The organism is Neobacillus sp. Soil_C_43, from assembly GCF_057656715.1.
In genome coordinates, this window is sequence record NZ_JBDGJV010000070.1 from 1 (window position 1) to 209 (window position 209).

Annotated in this window: 1 pseudogene; it reads left to right on the forward strand. The window is 39.7% G+C overall.

From position 1 onward, the window contains the following. Nucleotides 1-209, forward strand: a pseudogene (locus AC3A54_RS25665) (transposase); the annotation flags it as partial.

Here is a 209-nt window from a genome sequence, read left to right on the forward strand (position 1 = left end):
TACAAGCCGGTTCTTACGAACGTTCAAGTTTACGTCGTGACTACCGCAATGGATATTATGATCGTGATTTATTATTTTAGCATTGGAAAAATTACGCTTAGAGTACCTCGTACTCGTAGTGGGGATTTTTCGACTACAGTGTTTGAACAATATGCTCGTTGTGACCAAGCATTTGTATTAGCTATGCTTGAAATGGTGGTGAATGGGGT